The 19285-nt window shown below is 60.5% G+C and carries 16 protein-coding genes; 10 read left to right on the top strand and 6 right to left on the bottom strand.

From position 1 onward, the window contains the following. Position 1: 1 nt before the first annotated feature. Genes OSH03_RS17395 through iolB form a run of 7 tightly spaced genes read left to right on the top strand, consistent with a single transcriptional unit; the run spans position 2 to position 8362 of the window. Positions 2-931, top strand: a complete 930-nt coding sequence (locus tag OSH03_RS17395) for a sugar ABC transporter substrate-binding protein (RefSeq protein ID WP_041908742.1) — start codon at positions 2-4, stop codon at positions 929-931. A gap of 48 nt (positions 932-979) precedes the next feature. After that, complete coding sequence (locus OSH03_RS17390; RefSeq protein WP_061097412.1) at positions 980-2527, top strand: sugar ABC transporter ATP-binding protein; 1548 nt, start codon at positions 980-982, stop codon at positions 2525-2527. A gap of 11 nt (positions 2528-2538) precedes the next feature. Next, complete coding sequence (locus tag OSH03_RS17385; protein WP_028014045.1) at positions 2539-3567, top strand: ABC transporter permease; 1029 nt, start codon at positions 2539-2541, stop codon at positions 3565-3567. Positions 3568-3575: 8 nt separating this feature from the next. Continuing rightward, complete coding sequence (locus OSH03_RS17380) at positions 3576-4709, top strand: Gfo/Idh/MocA family protein (RefSeq protein WP_061097413.1); 1134 nt, start codon at positions 3576-3578, stop codon at positions 4707-4709. A gap of 12 nt (positions 4710-4721) precedes the next feature. Beyond that, the gene (locus OSH03_RS17375) at positions 4722-6626 is read left to right on the top strand and encodes a bifunctional 5-dehydro-2-deoxygluconokinase/5-dehydro-2-deoxyphosphogluconate aldolase (RefSeq protein WP_266179682.1); all 1905 of its coding nucleotides are present in this window, start codon (positions 4722-4724) and stop codon (positions 6624-6626) included. An 11-nt stretch (positions 6627-6637) separates the two neighbouring features. Beyond that, positions 6638-7528 (top strand): myo-inosose-2 dehydratase, encoded by an 891-nt coding sequence (gene iolE / locus OSH03_RS17370; RefSeq protein ID WP_061097415.1) that lies wholly within the window; start codon positions 6638-6640, stop codon positions 7526-7528. Between the two features lie 9 nt (positions 7529-7537). Beyond that, on the top strand, positions 7538-8362 hold the full coding sequence (gene iolB / locus OSH03_RS17365) for a 5-deoxy-glucuronate isomerase (RefSeq protein ID WP_266179680.1): 825 nt from the start codon (positions 7538-7540) through the stop codon (positions 8360-8362). A gap of 54 nt (positions 8363-8416) precedes the next feature. On the opposite strand, the gene OSH03_RS17360 is transcribed toward iolB, so the two are convergent. Both OSH03_RS17360 and OSH03_RS17355 read right to left on the bottom strand, forming a co-directional pair. Continuing rightward, on the bottom strand, positions 8417-9160 hold the full coding sequence (locus OSH03_RS17360; RefSeq protein WP_266179679.1) for an alpha/beta fold hydrolase: 744 nt from the start codon (positions 9158-9160) through the stop codon (positions 8417-8419). An 11-nt stretch (positions 9161-9171) separates the two neighbouring features. Beyond that, the gene (locus OSH03_RS17355) at positions 9172-9633 is read right to left on the bottom strand and encodes a DUF6130 family protein (RefSeq protein WP_266179678.1); all 462 of its coding nucleotides are present in this window, start codon (positions 9631-9633) and stop codon (positions 9172-9174) included. A 211-nt stretch (positions 9634-9844) separates the two neighbouring features. Here OSH03_RS17355 and OSH03_RS17350 point away from each other — a divergent pair, with 211 nt between their 5' ends. After that, complete coding sequence (locus tag OSH03_RS17350) at positions 9845-10570, top strand: SDR family oxidoreductase (protein WP_080442047.1); 726 nt, start codon at positions 9845-9847, stop codon at positions 10568-10570. On the opposite strand, the gene OSH03_RS17345 is transcribed toward OSH03_RS17350, so the two are convergent. After that, the gene (locus OSH03_RS17345) at positions 10567-11739 is read right to left on the bottom strand and encodes an MFS transporter (RefSeq protein WP_266179677.1); all 1173 of its coding nucleotides are present in this window, start codon (positions 11737-11739) and stop codon (positions 10567-10569) included. The two genes, OSH03_RS17350 and OSH03_RS17345, sit on opposite strands and share 4 nt — an antisense overlap. A 97-nt stretch (positions 11740-11836) precedes the next feature. Between OSH03_RS17345 and OSH03_RS17340 the strand changes: the two genes are divergently transcribed. Next, a complete protein-coding gene (locus tag OSH03_RS17340; protein WP_266179676.1) occupies positions 11837-12727 on the top strand; it encodes a LysR family transcriptional regulator in 891 nt (296 codons plus the stop codon). Here OSH03_RS17340 and OSH03_RS17335 read toward each other — a convergent pair. Beyond that, positions 12724-12894 (bottom strand): YfgG family protein, encoded by a 171-nt coding sequence (locus tag OSH03_RS17335; RefSeq protein ID WP_071888235.1) that lies wholly within the window; start codon positions 12892-12894, stop codon positions 12724-12726. The genes OSH03_RS17340 and OSH03_RS17335 overlap by 4 nt on opposite strands. A 371-nt stretch (positions 12895-13265) precedes the next feature. Between OSH03_RS17335 and OSH03_RS17330 the strand changes: the two genes are divergently transcribed. Further along, positions 13266-15506: an EAL domain-containing protein gene (locus OSH03_RS17330; protein ID WP_266179675.1), complete on the top strand. Its 2241-nt coding sequence runs from the start codon at positions 13266-13268 to the stop codon at positions 15504-15506. Between the two features lie 4 nt (positions 15507-15510). Here OSH03_RS17330 and ppx read toward each other — a convergent pair whose 3' ends face one another. Together ppx and ppk1 are read right to left on the bottom strand one after the other, a co-directional pair. Next, a complete protein-coding gene (gene ppx, locus OSH03_RS17325) occupies positions 15511-17049 on the bottom strand; it encodes an exopolyphosphatase (protein ID WP_061097421.1) in 1539 nt (512 codons plus the stop codon). Between the two features lie 3 nt (positions 17050-17052). Beyond that, positions 17053-19113 (bottom strand): polyphosphate kinase 1, encoded by a 2061-nt coding sequence (ppk1, locus tag OSH03_RS17320; RefSeq protein ID WP_266179674.1) that lies wholly within the window; start codon positions 19111-19113, stop codon positions 17053-17055. Between the last annotated feature and the right edge of the window lie 172 nt (positions 19114-19285).

The raw sequence follows: 19285 nt of genomic DNA, 5'->3' as shown, positions 1-19285 counted from the left end.
AATGAAAAAGCTGATCTTAGCCGCCCTCATCGCCATGACGTCCGGGGCCGCCCTCGCCGAAAACGAGCAGATTGTTTTCAGTACGCCAAACCTGGCGATGCCGTTTGAGGTTCACATGCAGCGCACGGCGGTGAAAGCCGCGAAAGAGATGGGCGTGAAGCTTCAGGTGCTGGACGGGCAGGGCAGCTCGCCGAAGCAGGTGGCTGACCTGGAAAACGCCATCACCCGCGGGGCGCAGGGCTTTATTGTCTCCCCGAACGACGTCAACGCGGTCTCCAGCGCGGTGGATGAAATTCAGGATGCGAAGCTGCCGGTGGTCACCCTTGACCGCTCCGTCGACAGCCAGAAGAAAGTGCCGCACTTTGGCGCCAACAACTATAAAGGCGGCCAGGCGATTGGCGACTTCGTCAAAACCAAATTCCCCGACGGTGCGGAGATCATTCTGCTCACCGGTCAGCCGGGCTCCTCCTCCAATATTGAACGCACCAAAGGGATCCGCGACAGCCTGAAGGCGGGCGGGGATAAGTACAAGATCGTCGCCGATCAGACCGGCAACTGGATGCGTTCTGAAGGGATGCGCATCGTTGAAAGCGTGCTGCCTTCGCTGCCGAAACGTCCGCAGGTGATCCTCTCCGCCAACGACGATATGGCGCTGGGGGCGATTGAAGCCCTGCAGAGCCAAGGCGTGAAGCCGGGCGAAATTCTCGTGACCGGCTTTGATGCGGTGCCGGAAGCGCTGGCCCGCGTGCGCGACGGCTGGCTGGCGGTAACGGCGGATCAGCGTCCGGGCTTTGCGGTGCAGACGGCGATGAGCCAGCTGGTGGCCAACGTGCGCGAGAAGAAAGCCATCACCGGCGCGGACTACCCGCCAACGCTTATCACCAAAGAGAACCTGCAGCAGGCTGAGCGTATCGGTGAGGCCGGTAACTGATATGTCCCGAGCCGCCTTCGGCGGCTCAACATGAGGAGGAGCAGACCGATGTCGCAACCCTTACTGAAAGTGACCGACCTGGCAAAAAGCTTTTCCGGCGTCTGGGCGCTGAGCAGCGCCCAGCTGACCGTCGGCGCGGGGGAGATCCACGCCCTGCTGGGGGAAAACGGAGCGGGAAAATCCACGCTGCTGAAGGCGCTCGCGGGCGCGCAGCCGCAAACGCGCGGGGATATCTGGTTCAACGGCGAAACGCTGCCGGTGGACGACTCTCCGGTGGAACGGCAGAACAAGGGCATTATTACCATCTATCAGGAGTTCAACCTGCTGCCCAACATGACCGTCGCGGAAAACATGTTTCTCGGGCGCGAGCCGCGTAAACGTAACCTGATCGTCGACGAAAAAGCGGTAAACCAGGAGGCGCAGGTCATTCTCGATTACCTGCAGCTGAACGTTGCGCCGACTACGCCGGTCGCCCGTCTGAGCGTCGCCCAGCAGCAGATGGTGGAGATCGCCCGGGCGCTGACCCTCAACGCCCGCCTGATCATCATGGACGAACCTTCCGCCGCGCTGAGCGACAGCGAGGTGGAAAGCCTGCACCGCGTGGTGCGCGAGCTTAAAAACCGCGGCGTGAGCATTATTTACGTTACCCACCGCCTGCACGAGGTTTTCCAGCTTTGCGATCGCTTCACCGTTTTCCAGGACGGCCGCTTTACCGGCACCGGCGCGGTAGCCGAAACCAACGTAGAGCAGCTGATCCGCCTGATGGTCGGACGCGACGTGGCCTTTAATCGCCGCCCCGCCAGCGAAACCCATCATGAAGACAAACCCGTCCGCCTGTCGGTGAAGGGGCTGAGCCGCGAAAAGCCGCCGCTGGATCCGCACGGCATCGCCCTGCACGACATCAGCTTCCACGTCCACGCCGGGGAAGTTCTGGGCATTGCCGGGCTGGTGGGCGCGGGACGCACCGAGGTGGCCCGCTGCCTGTTTGGCGCAGACGCGTTTACCTCCGGCAGCTTTGAGCTGGACGGCGTGCCGTACCAGCCGCGCGACCCGCTGTATGCCCTCGACCAGGGCGTGGCGCTGGTGCCGGAAGATCGCAAAAAAGAGGGTGCGGTGCTCGGGCTGTCGATTCGCGACAACCTGTCGCTCTCCTGCCTCTCCTCGCTGCTGCAGTGGCGCTGGTTTGTGAATACCCGCAAAGAGGACGACCTGATTGAGTCCTACCGGCAGGCGCTGCAGATCAAAATGGTCAACAGCGCGCAGGAGGTGCGCAAGCTCTCCGGCGGTAACCAGCAGAAGGTGATCCTCGCACGCTGCATGGCGCTCAACCCGCGGGTGCTGATCGTCGATGAGCCGACGCGCGGTATCGACGTGGGGACCAAATCGGAAGTGCACCAGGTGCTGTTTGACATGGCGAAAAAGGGCGTGGCGGTGATCGTGATCTCCTCCGATCTGCCTGAAGTGATGGCGGTGTCTGACCGGATCATCACCCTCAGCGAAGGTCGGGTGACCGGCGAGATCCACGGTGACGACGCTAACGAAGAACGGCTGATGACGATGATGGCCATCAACCACAACGCCCTGAACGCGGCATAACGGAGTTTCTCATGACGCAGATGATTTCTAAAACGCAGGCCCCGGTCAAACGCGCCGGACGCATCGATCCCATCGCCTTCTTCGAGCGCTTCGGGGTGCTGATTTTCATGATCCTGCTGCTGATCTTCTTCCAGTCGCAGAACAGCAACTTTTTCTCTGAACGCAATATTTTCAACATCCTGACCGAGGTCTCCATCTACGGGATCATGGCCGTGGGGATGACCTTCGTCATTCTGACTGCCGGGATCGACCTCTCCGTGGGCTCCATTCTGGCGGTGTGCGCGATGACCGCGGCGTATGTGATCAAAGGCGACAACTTTACCACCGTCGACCCGAACGCCTGGGGCGGCATGAGCTGGCTGATCGGGCTGGGGATTTGTCTCGCCATGGGCACGGCGATTGGCTTCCTGCACGGCCTGGGCGTCACCCGCCTGCGCCTGCCGCCGTTCATCGTCACCCTCGGCGGGATGACCATCTGGCGCGGCCTGACGCTGGTGATTAACGACGGCGCGCCGATCGCCGGTTTTGATCCCGGCTACCGCTGGTGGGGGCGCGGCGAGCTGCTCGGCATATCTATTCCTATCTGGATCTTCGCCATCGTCGCCGTCGGCGGCTATCTGGCGCTGCATAAAACCCGCTGGGGTCGCTTCGTCTACGCCATCGGCGGCAACCCGGAGGCGGCGCGCCTGGCGGGGGTTAACGTGAAGCGCGTGCTGGTCAGCGTCTACGTGCTGATCGGCTGTCTGGCGGGGCTGGCGGGCTTCATTCTGAGCGCGCGTCTGGGGAGCGCCGAGGCGGTCGCCGGGATCTCCTTTGAGCTGCGCGTTATCGCCTCGGTGGTGATCGGCGGTACCTCGCTGATGGGCGGCTACGGGCGCATCGGCGGCACCATTATCGGCTCCATCATCATGGGCATTTTGATTAACGGCCTGGTGCTGATGAACGTCTCGGCCTACTACCAGCAGATTATCACCGGGTTAATTATCGTTCTGGCGGTGGCATTCGATACCTATGCCAAGAGCCGTCGCGGCGCACTGTGAGGATAGCGATGAAAGAGGTTCGTATTGGATTGATTGGCACCGGGTATATCGGCAAGGCGCACGCTATCGCCTATGCCCAGGCCCCGACGGTGTTCAACCTGCGCGGCAGGCTGGTGCGGGAGATGGTGGCGGAAGTTACGCCGGAGCTGGCGGCAGAGCGCGCGCGGGCGTTTGGTTTTAACCGTTCAACGGGAGACTGGCGGGCGCTGGTGGCCGACCCGGCCATTGACGTGGTGGATATTTGCTCGCCCAACCACCTGCATAAGGAGATGGCGCTGGAGGCGATCCGCCACGGCAAGCACGTCTACTCGGAGAAGCCGCTGGCGCTCAACGCCCACGACGCGCGCGAGATGGTCGACGCCGCGAAGCGGGCCGGGGTGAAAACGCTGGTGGGGTTCAACTACATGAAGAACCCGACGGCGCAGCTGGCGAAAGAGATTATCGCCCGCGGCGAGATTGGCGAGGTGATCCACTTCTACGGCACCCACAACGAAGACTATATGGCCGACCCGCTGTCGCCCATTCACTGGCACTGCTTTAAAGAGACTGCCGGGCTGGGGGCGCTGGGCGACCTGGCGGCGCATATCGTCAACATGGCCCAGTACCTGGTGGGCGATATCGAGCAGGTCTGCGGCGACCTGAAGATCGTGGTCCCGGAACGCCCGGTGAAGGCCGGTTCGTCAGAGATGATTGCGGTGGAAAACGAGGATCAGGCCCACGCGATGGTGCGCTTCGCGGGCGGGGCGCAGGGGGTGATTGAAACCTCCCGCGTCGCCTGCGGCCGCAAGATGGGGCTGTCGTACGTGATCACCGGGACGAAGGGCGCCATCAGCTTCACCCAGGAGCGCATGGCGGAGCTGAAGCTCTATCTGCATGACGATCCGGTGAACCGTCAGGGGTTCCGCACGCTGTTGGTCGGCCCGGCGCACCCGGACTACGCCGCGTTCTGCATGGGCGCGGGACACGGGATTGGCTTTAACGATCAAAAAACGGTGGAGGTGCGCGACCTGGTGGACGGGATTGCCGCCGACGCGCCGATGTGGCCGGACTTCGAAGAGGGCTGGAAGGTGTCGCGCGTGCTGGACGCGATTGCGCTCTCGCACCGGGAAGGCCGCTGGCTGAACGTGAACGATATTGTCTGATGAGGTATCAACGTGGAAAAGCAGTTTGATGTGATATGCATGGGCCGCGTGGCGGTAGACCTCTACAGTCAGCAGATTGGTGCCCGCCTGGAAGATGCGTCGAGCTTCGCCAAATACCTTGGCGGATCCTCCGGCAACGTGGCGTACGGCACCGCGCGCCAGGGCCTGCGCTCGTCGATGCTGGCGCGCGTCGGCGATGAACATATGGGCCGCTTCCTGCGCGAAGAGCTCAGCCAGGTAGGCTGCGATACCAGCCACCTTATTACCGATAAAGAGCGCCTCACGGCGCTGGTGCTACTCGGCATTAAAGACCGGGACACCTTTCCTCTGATTTTTTATCGCGATAACTGCGCGGATATGGCGATTACCGCCAGCGATGTGGACGAAAGCTACATTGCCTCCGCACGTTGTCTTGCCATCACCGGGACCCACCTTTCTCATCCGCAGACCCGCGAGGCGGTGCTGACGGCGCTGGGCTATGCCCGCCGTCACGGCGTGCGCACGGTGCTGGACATCGACTACCGTCCGGTGCTGTGGGGGCTCACTTCCTTAGGCGACGGCGAAACGCGATTTATCGCCGCCGACCAGGTCACCCGCGAGCTGCAGGAAGTGCTGCACCTCTTCGACGTCATTGTCGGCACCGAAGAGGAGTTCCACATTGCGGGCGGCAGCACGGATACCCTGCAGGCGCTGGGGCAGGTGCGCGCCGTCAGTGAAGCAGCGCTGGTCTGCAAGCGCGGCGCGCTCGGCTGCTCGGTCTATACCGACGCCATTCCGCCCCGGCTGGACGACGGCCTGACGGTCACCGGCGTGCGCGTGGAGGTGCTGAACGTCCTCGGCGCGGGGGACGCGTTTATGTCCGGCCTGCTGCGCGGCTACCTGAACGACGAGGGCTGGGAGCAGGCGTGCCGCTACGCCAACGCCTGCGGCGCGCTGGTGGTTTCGCGCCACGGCTGCGCCCCGGCGATGCCGAGCAAAATCGAGCTGGATGACTATCTCTCCCGCGCTGCGGTTGTGCCGCGCCCGGATCTTGACCCGCGTCTTAACCATCTGCACCGGGTCACCACCCGCCGCCGCGAGTGGCCGGAGCTGTGCGTGATGGCCTTCGACCACCGCAGCCAGCTGGAGGATATGGCGATGCAGTGCGGCGCGTCGCTTAAGCGCATTCCGGCGCTGAAGCAGCTGATCCTGCAGGCCAGCCGCGAGGCGGCGAGCCGCGCCGGGCTGGAGGGCAAAGCCGGCCTGCTGTGCGACGGCACCTTTGGTCAGGACGCGCTGAACGCGATCACCGGGGAAGGGTGGTGGATTGGGCGCCCCATTGAGCTGCCGGGCTCCCGGCCGCTGGAGATGGAGCACGGCAACATCGGCACCCAGCTTATCAGCTGGCCGCAGGAGCACGTGGTGAAGTGTCTGGTCTTTTTCCACCCGGAAGACGCCCACGGCCTGCGCCTGGAGCAGGAGCAGAAAATCGCCGAGGTGTACCACGCCTGCTGCCGGTCCGGGCACGAGCTGCTGCTGGAGGTGATCCTGCCCGCCAGCATGCCGCGCAGCGACGAGCTCTACCTGCGCGCCATCTCCCGCTTCTACAACCTCGGCATTTACCCGGACTGGTGGAAGCTGCCGCCGCTTTCCGCCGACGGCTGGACGGCGCTTGGCAAAATTATCGAACGCCGGGACCCGCACTGCCGCGGGGTGGTGATCCTCGGTCTGGACGCTCCGGCGGAACAGCTGCGCGCTGGCTTCAAGGCCGCAGCGGGGCAGCCGCTGGTTAAAGGCTTCGCCGTGGGGCGCACGCTGTTTGGCGACGCCTCCCGCGCGTGGCTGAAGCACGATATTGACGATGCGCAGCTGGTGGCGCGCATCCGGGACAACTACCTGCAGCTTATCGCCTGGTGGCGCGAGCGCGGACACGCATAATGGAGATGACAATGAGTGTACAACTGGGCATTAACCCGCTGACGTGGACGAACGACGATCTGCCTTCCCTCGGCGCGGAAACCTCGCTCGAGACCTGCCTGAGCGAAGGGAAAGAGGCCGGTTTTGCCGGCTTCGAGCTGGGCAATAAGTTCCCGCGCGAAGCGCGCCTGCTTGGCCCGATTTTGCAGCGCCACGACCTGCAGCTGGTCTCCGGCTGGTACTCCGGCCGCCTGCTGGAGCGCAGCGTGGAGGAGGAGATCGCCGCCGTGCAGCCGCACCTGACGCTGCTGCGCGAGCTGGGGGCGAAGGTGCTGGTCTTTGCGGAAGTGAGCGGCTGCATTCACGGCGAGCAGCAGACCCCGGTGCATCTGCGTCCGCGCTTCCCGCAGGAACGCTGGAAGGAGTACGGAGAGAAGCTCACCGAATTTGCCCGCTATACGCAGCAACAGGGCGTGCAGATTGCCTACCATCACCATATGGGCACGGTGATTGAATCCGCTGACGACGTGGACAACCTGATGACCCATACCGGCGAAGCGGTCGGACTGCTGCTGGACACCGGCCATCTGACCTTTGCCGGGGCCGATCCGCTGGCGGTGGCGCAGCGCTGGGCGTCGCGCATCAACCACGTTCACTGCAAAGACGTGCGCGCCGACGTGCTGGCGGACGTCAAAAACCGCAAAACCAGCTTCCTCGATGCGGTGCTGAGCGGCGTGTTTACCGTGCCGGGCGACGGCTGCGTGGATTACCCGCCGATTATGCGGCTGCTGAAGGCGCAGGACTACCGCGGCTGGCTGGTGGTGGAGGCCGAGCAGGATCCGGCCATTGCTCACCCGCTGACCTACGCTCGTCTGGGGTATAACAACCTGAGCCGCCTGGCGCGCGACGCCGGACTTATTTGAGGAGGTGACATGTCACGTCTGTTATCACGCTGGAAACAGCCGAACGCGGAGGGGCGCACCCAGTCCGTCACGCCGGAACGCGCAGGGTGGGGGTACGTCGGGTTTGAGGCGTATGAGCTGCAGGAGGGGCAGACGCTGACGCTGCCCGCCGTCAGGGAAGAGCGCTGCCTGGTGCTGGTCGCCGGGCGCGCCTCTGTCACCACGCCTTCCGCGCAGTTTAACGACATCGGCGAGCGGATGAGCCCCTTTGAACGCATCAAGCCGTGGGCGGTGTACGTCACCCCGCAGGAGACGGTGCAGGTGAAGGCGCTGACGGCGCTGGAGCTGGCGGTCTGCGCCGCGCCGGGCAAGGGCACGTACCCGACGCGGCTGATTGCCCCGGAGGACATCGACGCTGAAGCGCGGGGCAAGGGCCACAACCAGCGCTACGTGCACAACATTCTGCCGGAAGACAGGCCCGCCGACAGCCTGCTGGTGGTGGAGGTGTGGACTAACGAGGGCCGCACCAGCTCGTACCCGAGCCACAAGCACGATACGGATAACCCGCCGCAGGAGACCTACCTGGAGGAGACCTACTACCATCGCCTCAACCCGGAGCAGGGGTTCTGCATGCAGCGCGTCTACACCGACGACAGAACGCTGGACGAGTGTATGGCTGTCTACAACCGTGACGTGGTGATGGTGCCGAAGGGGTATCACCCGGTGGCGACGATGGCCGGGTATGACAGCTACTACCTCAACGTGATGGCGGGGCCGGTGCGCAAATGGATGTTCACCTGGGAAGAGGACCACGCGTGGATTAATCGCGATTATCCCGCAGATGGCGGTGGCTGAGGCTGTTTTTTGCCGGGTGGCGCTGCGCTTACCCGGCCTCTAATTCGCAAAATTTTACTTTGCTTCAACCGCCTGCTCAATCGTCCGGGCGATGGCCTCCGGCTGGCTTACCATCGACACGTGACTCGCCGCCACCTCGGTGGTTTTCGCGTGGATCGTCTTCGCCATCGCACGTTCCAGATCGGGGTTGATCATCCGGTCATTCTTGCTGACCACAAACCAGCTCGGTTTATCATGCCACGCCGCGTGGGTCACCTTTTCACCAAACGCATCGGCCTTAATCGGCCCCTGCGTCGCCGCAATAGCGTTTTGTTCCCCCGGCTTCACGTCCGGCGCGAAGTCCTTCCTGACGGCTTCCGTCGGCAGGTATAAATAGCCCTCCGCCGTTTTGGCAATGCCCGCGCTGCCCGGCGGCGGCGGGTAGCTTCCCGCCAGATCCGCCGTCGACTGGCCGGAATCCGGCGCGAATGCCGCCACATACACCAGCGATTTTACCCGCGCATCGTTGCCCGCCTCGCTAATGACGGTTCCGCCCCAGGAGTGTCCCACCAGCACCACGTCGCCGTGCGCCCGGGAGATGGCCCGTTTCGTGGCGGCAACATCATCCTTAAGCGAGGTGAGCGGGAGCTGGACGGCAATCACCTCGTCGTGCTGCTTTTGCAGCAGGGCGATCACCTTATTCCAGCTGCTGCCGTCGGCAAACGCGCCGTGCACCAGCACGACGCTGGTTTTATTTTCCGCGAAGGCGCTGGCGGAAAGTGCCAGCAGGCCCGCCGTCAGTACAGACAATGCTTTCATGTTCAGACTCCTTAAAAATGGTGGACCGCCGCGTGGGGCGGGACGGTGAATTCAATGGTTTTGTGGTCGAGCGGCTTGTGCGTCGGGTCGGCCAGGATGATCGTTACCTTGTGCTTGCCGGCGGGCAGCCCCACCAGGATCACCGGCTCGCCGCTGGCGTCAGCCCAGTGCCACGGCGCGCCGTCCACCACCACGTGAATGTGTCCGATACGCGGGGTCACCTTGAGCGCCTCGGGGCCGAAGACCGGCTCGATGCGCAGGTTTTCGGCCCGGTACTGAATAAACACCGCGCCTTTGCTCAGCGGGCCCGGGAGCGGGGGATCGACGATCAGCCTGGCGGGCGGCTGCGGGTGTTCCAGCGGCGCAACGGCGGCAGGGCCGTTAACGTCGGCGGCGCTGAGGCCGCTCAGGGGGGCAGCGCAGACGGAAGTCGTCAGGGCGAGTATGGAAAGCAACAGATGATGGCGAATCATTTCGGTATCTCCTCGTGGGTAATGTCACGAGAGACAGCAGACCATTTTTATGTATCGCGCCTGTTTGCTTATGCGGGGTTTTTGTATCGACGCGTAAGCCTGATGGGGCAGATACAGTGTGATACATTCTGCCCGGGCACAGCAGGCTGTTTGCTGGCATGGTATCTCCAGGCGCACCCATCGGGTGCGCAAACTGACCGGAGAAAATATGATGAATAGTCAAAAAGTCGCTTTGATTTTCGGCGGCGCACGTGGAATTGGCGCGGCTATAGCGGTGCGGCTGGCGAAGGAAGGGTATCGCGTTGCCGTGACGTGGGTATCACGCCCGGACCGGGCTAATGCGCTTGTCTCATCCATTGCTGATGCGGGCGGACAGGCGCTGGCGATTAATGCGGATAGCGCGGACGCTGCCGCTATTCAGGCTGCGGTTGATGCCACGATTAAACATTACGGCAGGCTGGATGTCGCCGTCGTGAACGCAGGCGTACTGCGGCTGGGAAGGCTTGAGGAATACTCGCTGGAAGATCTGGATGCCACGCTGTCGGTGAACGTGCGCGGCGTTTTCCTCTCCATTCAGGCGGCAGTAAAAGGGATGGCGGAAGGGGGAAGAGTGATCACCATTGGCAGCAACACCGCAGTGCGGACAGGACATGCGGGAAGCAGCGTTTACGCAATGAGTAAAGCCGCGGTGGCTGCGATGGTGCAGAACCTGGCGCTGGATCTGGCGCCTAAGCGGATCACCATTAACAACATCCAGCCCGGCCCCATCGCCACGGATATGACGGCCGGAATGGCGGAGCAGATCGTGGCGCATATCCCTTTGCAGCGCATCGGGCAGCCGGACGAGATCGCATCGCTTGCCGCATGGCTTGCTGGCGAGGAGTCCGGATATATGACGGGCGCGAGCCTGACTATTGACGGTGGCTTTGTGCTCTAGTCGCTCAGGGCAGGGACGCCCTGCTGCGGTTGCGATCTCAACATACTTACCGCCAGCCCCGCGATAATCAGCGTCAGGCTCAGCGAAAACCACAGCGTGCCCGTAATACCCAGTGTTTTATTCAGCCACGCAAAGGCAAACGGGGAAGCCGCGGCCATCATCTGGCCCGGAATGAGAAGCATGCCTGTCCGGCTGGCGTAACGCTCCGCGCTGAACAGCTCCAGCGGCAGGGTCGCTTTGACAATGGTTACCAGCCCGTTAATTGCGCCATAGCCCAGCACAAATCCGGCGGCACACCAGGCAAACAGGGTGCTGCTCAGACCGATGAGAAAACAAAGCGGCATGGCAAGGGCAGTAAAAAGCGTGAGTTTTAACGGGGTTAAACGTGCACCCGCCAGCACCTCCATAAAGCGCGCGCCCGTCTGGCCGATCCCCCACAGCATGCCGACCGCGACCGGCAGGCCGAAACTGGCGATAAACTCGGGGAGGTGGGTAGAGGTCCCGTTTGAGACGAAGGTAATGAGCGCAATAAAGGTCGCATACAGCCAGCCGTTACGCCTGTCTCGTGGCGAGACCGGCGCGCTTGCTTTTGGCTTCACCATAAAGCGCTGACGCGGAAAGTGGCGAAGCAGCAGGGCGCTCAGTAATCCGAAAAGGGCGTAGATTTTCAGCGCGTCCTGCCATGCCATCACCTTGAGTAAAGCGTCACCCAGCGGCCAGAAGACGGCAGACGCCAGCCCGCCCATCAGCGTAATACGTGAGATCGTCCCGCGTGCCTGCTGGCCATAAAGATTGACCAGCGCGGCGAACAGCGCGTCATACAGCGACAGACGCATCCCGATGCCGCACAGTAGCCAGGCACCGTACCAGCCATACAGCGTCCGGGTATACGCCATACCGGCGCAGCTTGCGGCAATCAGCAGCGTTCCGCCCATCACCACTTTCTGTCCGCCAAAGCGTGCCAGCAGGCGGGCGACGAAAGGGGAGACCGCGGCCATCACCAGCATCGCCAGCGTCAGGCCGAGGTAAATCTGCGGCGCTGACCACCCCCGGTCGGCTGAAATCGCCCGCGCAAAGGTGCCGGGCAGGTAAAACGAGATCCCCCAGTTGATAAGCTGATTACATCCGGCAGTGAGGGCAAGGCGACGAGGCAGGGCAGGTGTTTCCATTGTTTTTCATTCCGTTATGCAGTTGTCCTGAGCATAGCGAGCGCGGTATTGTGCTGGCAGGCCTGCAACCTTATGCGCTGTATAAGAGAAACTTTGAATGACGACGCTTAACCTTGGCTATCTCGCGACGTTCCGTCTGGTGATCCAGCGCGGCAGCTTTTCCGCGGCGGCGGATCTGCTGGGCATTTCCCAGCCCGCGGTTAGCCTGCAAATACGCCAGCTGGAGCAGTTTCTGCAAACGCGGCTGGTGGAGCGTACCGGGCGGGGCATTAAGGCCACGGCGGCCGGAGAGTCACTGCTGGTGCACGGAGAGCGCATTCAGCAGGTCGTGGACGAAACCCTCCGGTCCGTGAGCGCGTTCAGCCACGATGTCAGCGGGACCATTACCCTTGGCACGGGGGCGACGGCCTGCATCCATCTTCTGCCGCCCCTGCTGGCGCAGCTGCGCCGCGACTATCCGCTCCTGCGGGTGGGCGTAACGACGGGCAACACCCTCGATATCGTCAGAGCTATCGAAGAGAACCGTCTCGATATGGGGCTGGTGACGCTGCCGGTCAGCGGCAGAGCGCTGGACGTTATGCCGGTGATGGACGAGGAGTTTGTTTTTATCGCCTCGCGGGAGCAGCAGGACGCTTTCAGGGAGTTAACCCCGGAGGCGCTTCATGTTCAGCCGCTGATCGCCTTTGAGTCTGGCAGCGGTACCCGGGCGCTGATTGATGGCTGGTTTGCGGCCAATGGGTTAGCGATCGCGCCGGTGATGCAGCTTGGCAGCATTGAGGCGATCAAGCGTATGGTTCGCGTGGGGCTCGGCTACAGTATCGTTCCGCGAATGGCGGTTGAGCATGACGCTGACCGTGAAGGGCTCTGCGTCATGTCGCTCACGCCCATGCTTCAGCGGCAGCTGGCCATCGTGATGCGGCAGGACAAGATCCTCAGCAAAGGGATCGCGGGGATTATTCGGCTGGTGCAAAACCCTCCGCAGGGCTAGCGATCAGCGGCGTCGACGTTCAGGCTGGACTGCTGTGACTGGACTTTGTCCTGGTGGTGATACCAGGCGCCGATGGAAGAGTAAACGAAGCGGCCAAAGAAAAACAGAAAGCTGATGAGCAGTATGATGCGTGTCATTCGGGTGTTAAAACGGTGTCGTTTGCGCATACGCGTGGCCTGACTCACTCTCTTTTTTCCTGGGCATGCCCATCTGGGCGACGGGGATATTAAGGCACAGAGGAAAGAGAGGGTCAATTCCGTCATGTGTAAATAACCGTCAATGCTTACATTAATTATTGTTATTGAAATTAATAATTGCATTTACCATATTGATAATATGAAGAAAATTATTTCAAAAAAACGCTGTGCAAGGCTTATTTGCGTAAAATAGTTTGATTTATGTCAACGGATTCCCGGCCCTGCTATTTAAAATCCCTCCTCCATACCGTTCGCCCCGCACGTCGCCGGGCGGCGCCAGGTCAGGTTGGATGCCTGTCTTTATTTTCCCTCTGGAGAAAAAGGGGTTTAACCGGGCATCTATGAATATTTTCGCTTTTCTGAAAAAGAATAAACACCGCTGGTGGTCTTTGCCGCTTATTTTACCGGTGGTTTTACTTCCCATACTGAGCGTGGCGAATACGTTCACCCAGCTGGGCGACGGGATAGCGGCACTTTATTATTTACCGCTCTCGTTTTTGCTTTCGCTGATGATGTTTTTTGGCCTGGAAGCCCTTCCCGGGATCGTATTGTCGCTGTTTATCCGCTATTACCCGTCGGTCGGGATGTTTGAAACCGTCGCCGGCGTGCTCCATTTTATTGTCCCTATTGTGCTGAGCTGGGGCGGCTACCGGGTGTTTGCGCCCAGACGGAATATGACGGCGTACGGCGACGTACGGCTGATGGCGCAGCGCATCTTCTGGCAGGCCTTCTGCCCCGCGACGCTGTTTCTGCTGCTGTTCCAGTTTGCGGTGTATCTGGGCGTGTATGAGAGTCGCCAGAGCCTGGCAGGGCTTAACCCCCTCAACATTCGCACGCTGATCAACTATCAGGCCCTGCTGGTCAGCGGCCTGACGGGCGTGCCGTTAAGTTATCTGCTGATCCGCCTGATTCGTCATCCGCGCTATCTTAAAAGCCTCATCTCGCAGATCCGTACCCAGATAGACAAAAAGGTGACGCTCGCGGAGTTTCTGATTTGGGCCATTGCGCTTGCCGGGCTGCTTTCGCTCCTGCTGCTGCCGATGAATGAAAACAGTTCGATTTTCACCACTAACTACACCCTGTCGCTGCTGATGCCGGTGATGCTCTGGGGCGCGATGCGCTTTGGCTATAAGCTGATTTCGCTTATCTGGATCCCGATACTGCTGGTGTCTATTCACTATTTTTACCGCTATATCCCCGTGAACCAGGGGTACGACATTCAGCTGGCGATCACCTCTTCCAGCTATCTGGTTTTCTCGTTTGTGGTGATTTACATGTCGATGCTGGCGACCCGGCAGCGGGCGGTGAACAAGCGCTCCCGCAGGCTGGCGCTGCTCGACCCTGTCCTGCATATGCCTAACCTGCGGGCGCTCTCGCGCGATCTGGCGAAAAACCCGTGGTCGGCGCTCTGTTTACTCCGCGTTCCGGAGCTGGAAATCCTGGGCCGTAACTATGGCGTGTTACTGCGCATTCAGTACAAACAGCAGCTGGCGCAGTGGGTAAACGGTACGCTCCAGCCCAATGAGCAGGTTTATCACCTGACGGGCTGTGACATGGCTATTCGCCTTAACGCCGAATCGCACCAGCAGCGGATTGAAACCCTCGACGAGCACATCAAGCAGTTCCGCTTTGTCTGGGACGGCATGCCGCTGCAGCCGCAGGTGGGCGTGAGCTACTGCTATGTGCGTTCGCCGGTTAACCACCTCTATCTGGTGCTGGGTGAGCTGGGGGTGGTGGCCGATCTGTCGCTCTCCTCTAATCATCCGGAAAATCTCCAGCAGCGCGGTGCCGTGCATCTGCAGCGCAGCCTGAAGGATAAAGTCGCGGTGATGAGTCGCCTGCAGCGTGCGCTGGATAACAACGCATTCACGCTGCTCGTTCAGCCCGTACGCGGCCTGCGCGGCGATAGCTATCACGAGGTCTTGCTGCGGATGACGGACGCAAACGGACTGTTGATCTCCCCTGAACAATTCCTGCCGATAGCCCAGGAGTTTGGCCTCTCTTCGCGGGTGGATTTGTGGGTGCTGGAGCATACGCTGCGCTTCCTCGCCGCGCATCGTGAACGGCTGCCCGGCCAGCGCTTTGCCATTAATCTGGCTCCTTCAACGGTGTGTCGGGTGCAGTTCCCGCTTGAGGTGAGTCGCCTGCTGGCGAAATATGCGATTGAGCCGTGGCAGCTGATCTTTGAAGTGACGGAGTGCAGCACCTTCAGCAACGCGGAGCAGGGGCTCCACATCCTCAGCCAGCTGCAGAAAATGGGGGTACGCATTGCGATTGATGACTTCGGTACCGGCTATGCGAGCTATGCGCGGCTGAAAAGCGTGGACGCAGACATCCTCAAGATTGACGGCAGCTTTATTCGCAATATCGTCAGCAACAGCCTGGATTACCAGATTGTGGCCTCTATTTGCCATCTGGCGCGCATGAAGAAGATGCTGGTGGTGGCGGAATATGTCGAGACCGAAGAGATACGTAGCGCGGTGCACGCGCTAGGCATCGATTATGTGCAGGGCTATCTGATTGGCAGACCGGCAGCGCTTGAGTCACTGCTGGAAGCAGAGGCGTCCACGGCGGACGCCTGAGCCGTTACGCGGCGACGTCGGCGCTCTCTTCCTCAATTTTGAGCAGCCAGCCGGTGACCGCTTCCCAGTACTGCTGCTCTTTTTCCAGGTCCAGCAGGACCAGCGCGTTCTGGCTGAACCAGTCGTGCGGAAAGCTCAGCGTCCAGTGGTGATCGTCGGTTTTCAGCTTCAGCGTCGGCGGTGTGGTGGTGGCCTGACGCTGATTATTCAGCAGCACGCCCAGGCGCAGCAGCTGAATAAGCGGCAGGAACTGCTTTTTCTTGAACAGCGTGAAGCGCGGCAGATCGTCGAGCTTAATGGCTTTGCGGTGATAGCGCACCAGCGTCGCCATCATGGTTTGCTGTTCCTGGTTGAAGCCAGGGAGATCGCTGTTTTGCAGAATATAGGCCGAATGGCGGTGCATCCCGCTGTGGTTGATGTTCAGCCCCACCTCGTGCAGCATCGCGGCCCACTTCAGCAGGGCGGCAAGCTGCGGGTGCGCCAGCTTGGGATTCTGCTCCTGCCACTGCTCGTACATCTGCACCGTGGTTTCAAGCACGCGCTTCGCCTGCTCGCGGTCGATGTTGTACTGGTTGGCCAGGCTCTGCGCGGTGCGGCTGCGAATGTCCTGATGACGGAAGCGGCCCTCCATCTCATACAGCACGCCCTCACGCAGCGCGCCGTCGGAGAGGCGCAGCTCTTTAATCGCCAGGGCGTCAAACACGCCGCAGAGAATAGCCAGGCCCGGCACGAAGACTGCCTTACGCTCGTCGGAAAGCCCCGGCAGGCTTAGGGCGTCAAAACTTTTATGCTTCAGCACCTCTTCGGTCAGCAACGTCAGGCGTTCAGGCGTGATAAAGCCGTCTTTTTCACCCATCGCCAGCAGCACTTCATGCGCCGCCTTGATGGTGCCCGACGCGCCCAGCGCCACGTTCCAGCCCTGAATGCGGTACTGCCAGGCCAGATTCTCCAGCTTCTGGATCGCAGCCATTTTTGCCCGCTGGAAGTTCTCACGGGTGATGGTGCCGCCGGGGAAGTACATCTGCGCGAAGCTGACGCAGCCCATGCGACGGCTCTCCACCAGGCGCGGCTCAAAGTCTTCGCCGATCACCAGCTCCGTTGAGCCGCCGCCGATGTCGATCACCAGCTTGCGCCCTTTTTCCGGCTGGGTGTGCTCCACGCCCATGAATATCAGACGCGCCTCCTCGTTACCGGAGATGATCTCAATCGGGTAAGGGATCACTTTTTCGGCTCGCTTGAGGAACTCCGGCGCGTTCAGCGCCTGGCGCAGCGTGTGGGTGCCCACGATGCAAACGCTGGAGGGCGAGAAGCCCTGCAGGCGTTCAGCAAACAGCGACAGGCAGTTCAGGCCGCGCTCCATCGCCTCTTCGCTGAGCATGCTGCGCTCATCAAGCCCATCCGCCAGGTGTACGCGCTGCTTCAGACGACCGATGATCTGCAGCGCGCCATCCACCTCACGGGCGATGACCATGTGAAAACTGTTAGAGCCAAGATCGACCGCGGCGTATTCCTGCGGGCGTGGGGTCTTATCATTTATCGGCATAGGTTAATCGGGTTGCTCGAGTGATTTGATATAGTCGTAAATCGCCAGCTGTGACCGCACTTTACGGCGGTTGCCGCGCGGTACGTAGCGGTTACTGAGTTCTTTGTCGATATAGCGCGCCTTCACCGTATCGCTGAACAGGATCTCGATAATGTCGAGGATACGCTGTTTCAGACGCGGATCCAGCAGCGGCGTCGCGACTTCAATTCGATAGTCAATATTGCGCGTCATCCAGTCTGCTGAAGAGAGATAGACCTGTTTATCACCCGCATTATCGAAAATATAGACCCGATCGTGCTCCAGGTAGCGGTCAACGATGCTGATAACGCGAATATTGTCGCTAATGCCTTCCAGTTCCGGGATAAGCGAGCACATGCCGCGGATCAGCAGGTTAACCGGCACGCCGGAACTGGACGCGGCATACAGCCTGTCCACCAGTCCTTTATCGACCAGGTTGTTAAGCTTCAGCGTGATGCCGGACGACAAGCCCTTCTGGGCATTGGCGATCTCTTTATCGATCATATCGTACAGCAGGCGGCGCGAGTTCTGCGGCGAGACCAGCAGATAGTCGAAGCTCACCGGGCGGTACGGATTTTCGATAAAGTTAAAGACCCGGCGCACCTCGTTGGTGATGCGGGCGTCGGCGGTTAAGAGCGAGTAGTCGGTGTAAATCCGCGCGGTTTTTTCGTTAAAGTTCCCGGTGCCGATGTGGGCGTAGCGCACCACGTCGTCGCCCTCTTTACGCGAGATCAGGAACAGCTTGGCGTGAATTTTCAGCCCCGGCGCGGAGAAGATCACGTGCACGCCCGATTCCGTCAGGCGGCGCGCCCAGTGGATGTTCGCCTCTTCGTCGAAGCGCGCCTGCAGCTCAACCACCACGGTCACTTTTTTGCCGTTGTGCGCCGCGTGGATCATCGCGTCGATGATGCGGGAATCTTTTGCCACGCGGTAGATGTTGATTTTGATAGCCAGCACGTTCGGGTCGAACGACGCCTGACGCAGCAGCTCCAGCACGTGTTCAAACGTGTGGTACGGGTAGTAGAGGAGCACGTCGCGCTCGCGAATGGCGTCGAACCCGTTGCGGAACTTATCGAACCAGATATGACGCAGGCGCGGCAGCGGCTTGTTCACCAGATTGGCTTTGCCGACGTTCGGGAAGCCAATAAAGTCTTTAAAGTTGTGGTAACGGCCACCCGGCACGATGGAGTCATAGCGCGAAATGGTCAGTTTTTCGCGCAGCATCTCTACCATAGCGTCCGGCATATCGCGCTGATAGACAAAACGCACCGGTTCGGCCGTCAGGCGCTGTTTCAGGCTGGAGGACATCAGCTCCATCAGGCTGGCTTCCATCTCGTGCACCAGGTCATATTCGGCGTCACGGGTCATCTTCATCGAGTAGGCGTTTAACGCATCGTAATCGAAGAAGCCTTTGAAAATATCGTCCAGACAGTAGCGCAGGATGTTATCCAGCAGGATCATCGGCTTGCGTCTGCGCGGGGTTTCCGGCGGCAGGTTCACAAAGCGCGGCACCTTGTCGGACGGGATCTCCAGCAGGGCGTAACGGATGGATTCACCGCGAATAATTTCCACCGCCAGATAGGTATAGTCATCCTTCAGGAACTGCACCAGATCGGTTTCGCGGTTGATGAGAATCGGGGTAATGTGCTGGCGCAGGTACTGTTTAAAATAGTGGCGCAGCCAGTTTTGTTGGTTAACGGAAAGCTGACGTTCGTTAATCAGGAAGATTTGATTGCGCGCCATCTCCAGCAGCAGTTCGTTATACAGGCCGTCAAATTCCTGATCGGCTTTCAGCACGCGGGACTGGATTTTGCCCAGCAGATGCCGCGAGTGCGAGTTTAAGCCCTGTTCTTCGCTGATGATGATCCGTCTTTTCAGCTCGGCAAAGCGAACCTTGTAGAACTCATCCAGGTTGTTGGAATAAATGCCTAAAAAACGCATGCGTTCGATCAGCGGGTTGCTTTTGTCTGCCGCTTCCTGGAGTACACGTTCGTTAAATGCTAACCAGCTTAGCTCTTTCTCGATATATAACTTTTCCTGACCCATTACAGCTCACACTCCAGTTCAATCACAGGACGTGGTAAATCCGTCTCGTCCTTATTATGGCGAGCATTTCCACGATATGTCCAACAGTGCCAGAAAAGTATGACAGTTATTTTTTTTGTTGGGGAATTTAGCGGGTTGGGGGAGGGAATATCGGGTAAGCGGAGCGCCACCC

Source organism: Enterobacter nematophilus (assembly GCF_026344075.1).
Classification (GTDB): Bacteria; Pseudomonadota; Gammaproteobacteria; order Enterobacterales; family Enterobacteriaceae; genus Enterobacter; species Enterobacter nematophilus.
This window is presented reverse-complemented; position numbering and strand designations above follow the sequence as displayed.